Annotated in this window: 3 protein-coding genes; 2 read left to right on the top strand and 1 reads right to left on the bottom strand. The window is 35.7% G+C overall.

All coding sequences use genetic code 11. The annotated features are described in order from the left end of the window. On the top strand, positions 1 to 803 hold an 803-nt coding region (locus ACHZDT_RS06900; RefSeq protein WP_394773896.1), incomplete at its 5' end, for a YeiH family protein. 208 nt (positions 804 to 1,011) lie between these two features. Here the strand turns inward: ACHZDT_RS06900 and ACHZDT_RS06895 are convergent. Beyond that, positions 1,012 to 1,296, bottom strand: a complete 285-nt coding sequence (locus tag ACHZDT_RS06895; protein ID WP_394773895.1) for a GIY-YIG nuclease family protein — start codon at positions 1,294 to 1,296, stop codon at positions 1,012 to 1,014. A gap of 1,023 nt (positions 1,297 to 2,319) precedes the next feature. Between ACHZDT_RS06895 and ACHZDT_RS06890 the strand changes: the two genes are divergently transcribed. Beyond that, positions 2,320 to 2,562 (top strand): hypothetical protein, encoded by a 243-nt coding sequence (locus ACHZDT_RS06890; protein WP_394773894.1) that lies wholly within the window; start codon positions 2,320 to 2,322, stop codon positions 2,560 to 2,562. The last annotated feature ends 74 nt before the right edge of the window (positions 2,563 to 2,636 follow it).

The following is a 2,636-nucleotide window of genomic DNA, read 5'->3' as shown; positions in this document are numbered from 1 at the left end:
CGTTTCCGGGAGCGACAAAAATGACGTTAAAATATTTATTGCAAATTTCAATTATCGGTTTAGGATTCGGAATGAACTTCACAAAGGTTGTGGCGGCGGGGAAAGATGGTTTTGTTTTTACCCTGCTGACCATTGGCACTTCGATCGGTTTGGGTTTTATAATCGGGCGACTTTTAAAAGTGGAACGTATAATTTCCTACCTGATAAGTGTTGGCACTGCAATATGCGGTGGGAGTGCAATTGCGGCAATAAGCCAGGTAGTTGAAGCTGACGAAAACGATGTTTCGGTTTCTATCGGAACAATATTTATTCTAAATGCGGTTGCGCTTTTTATTTTTCCAACAATTGGACAGGTGTTTCATCTTTCCCAGGAACAATTTGGCATTTGGGCGGCAATTGCAATACACGACACCAGTTCGGTGGTAGGCGCAGCAACACATTATGGCAACGAAGCATTAATGATTGCGACCACTATTAAACTGGCACGGGCGTTATGGATTATTCCGCTCGTATTAATTACATCTGTAATTTTTAAAAAGCAAAGTCCGGCGTCTGTATTTCCATGGTTCATATTATTTTTTGTTTTAGCGTCCCTTACAAATACCTACATCGCTTTACCAACAGTATTTACTCAAAATATTTTAATCATTTCAAAAACCGGTTTCAGTCTTACGCTTTTCCTTATAGGACTTGGAATTTCACCGGCAAAGTTGAAGATTGTCGGGTTCAGACCATTTCTGCAAGGGGTAATTTTATGGTTGTTTATTTTGATTTGTTCATTGATGATTGTGATCAGGTATTGATGCGAATGAGAGTTGAATTTTCAAATTGAGTTGACGGCCAGCTCGGAATTTAATTGCCCCGATCTTTAGATCTCATGATTACCCACATTTATTTGGTTTCATATTCTGAATAACCAAATACAGAAGCAGAAACCCACAGGTTCCCTCCTGGATGACGTTAGCCTATGATCCGAAGAGAGAAGAAACTCACAGGATTCATTCTGAATTTTTACCAGATACAATAAAAAGCCATAGTTGGATTCTTTGATCGTATCAATTGAATTTTCTTTTCACGACTCCTGTCTTTTATAATTTTTTCTCTAGCAATAGCTTCAATTGCTGTTTCATAAATCTCATAATACACCAGTTTATGGCAATAATATCTTCCGGCAAAATGCTGCCAATTTCCTTTGTCCAGCCGATGTTGTCTCATTCTGCTTCTCAGATTGTTGGTCATCCCCGTATAAAAAACACTTTTAGTAGTGTTGGTTGTTATATAAACATAAAAAAGCATTCCTCAAAAATGAGCTAAGGAAAATTTAACTACAATCTATTTAATAAGGTGATTAGACGAGAATAAATTCAGGATGAATCCTGTGAGTTTCTTCTCTCTACATTCCTTCAGCTTACGTCATCCGCCAGCTGGCGGAACCTGTGGGTTTCAACTTTTGTAGCTGGTTTTTATAACCAAATAAATGTGGGTAATCGTGAGATCTTTAGATCGGGGCAATTAAAAATTTATTCAATAGTCCTGTTTTCGGAATAAACGATTGTGTTTGGTTACCAAAAGCAAATTTAAAAGCAGCCGAATCGGAAACAAATCAACATTGGATTTTTAAAGAAGCGGCGCGGCAATACTCAGCGCATCTCGCCGAACAGTTAAAAATGAAGAATGAAATGATTAAAAAGATGTCATTATATATTTCCATTAAAGTTCCGAACAATGGCGACTCTTAGTCTTTCAATTTATCAAGAGCAATTCCCATGATTGAATCTTTTTTAAGTTTTTAAAACAAATGTTTTTTCAGAGTTAAAATTATTTAATAGATGCTAAAAAAAATAATCAGAGATAAGCGATACAAAAGATGACACATTATTTTATCCAACCACAAAATGAACCGCCGTTTATTGGAATAATTCTCCTCAATTTTTTCATTGACTACTAAATTAAAATTTTCGGCGTCGCTTAAATAACCGCTGTTATAGTATGCAATGTGTTGTAAATTATGCGATTTACCAGTTAAATTCCACATCTTCTGTAATTTACGACCATTCATAGTATCTTTGGATTTCATTGACAATGTTTCTGTAAGGATATCGGTTGATTGCGGAATTGAGTTTAAGGCTGAAAGAATTCTTTATTAATAAATTGTTGGCGAGTCAACGAAATTTAAACATGAAAAAGTCGCTTGTCATTTCACCGCAGAATTGAACCAATGTTAATTTTTTATTAACCCTGTATTAAGATTTGGAAAATAGTCATTTAAAAAATATATTTATAATAATTTACCTACGTTAACAAAATACTATTTAAACGATGAATAAGACTTCTAAAAAAGAATTAGCGCAGAAAGTGGCCGGGGCAATGGAAGAAATACTTTTGCAATATGGAAAAAGTGCGGCGACAGAAATAAAAAAGCACGTAAAAGCAGCCAGCAGGCTTTTGGTGAAAAAATTCAACAAGGCCGTAAAAAAAACAGAGAAAAAGGGAAAACCAGGTACCGGGAAAGTGATCAGGAAGAAAAAACCTTCGCCTGGAAAGAAAGAGCCTACACGATAAGCCAGAGAAAAGATTTTTATGGGAATAAATAAAGAAGGGCTTATCAACAGAGACTTAAGCTGGCTATCATTTAA

This window comes from Flavobacterium sp. (assembly GCF_043722275.1).
Classification (GTDB): domain Bacteria; phylum Bacteroidota; class Bacteroidia; order Flavobacteriales; family Flavobacteriaceae; genus Flavobacterium.
This window is presented reverse-complemented; position numbering and strand designations above follow the sequence as displayed.

Excerpts from the sequence above, each read along its gene's own strand:
- ACHZDT_RS06895 (WP_394773895.1), bottom strand. The coding sequence starts at position 1,296 with ATGCTTTTTTATGTTTATATAACAACCAACACTACTAAAAGTGTTTTT.
- ACHZDT_RS06890 (WP_394773894.1), top strand. The coding sequence starts at position 2,320 with ATGAATAAGACTTCTAAAAAAGAATTAGCGCAGAAAGTGGCCGGGGCA.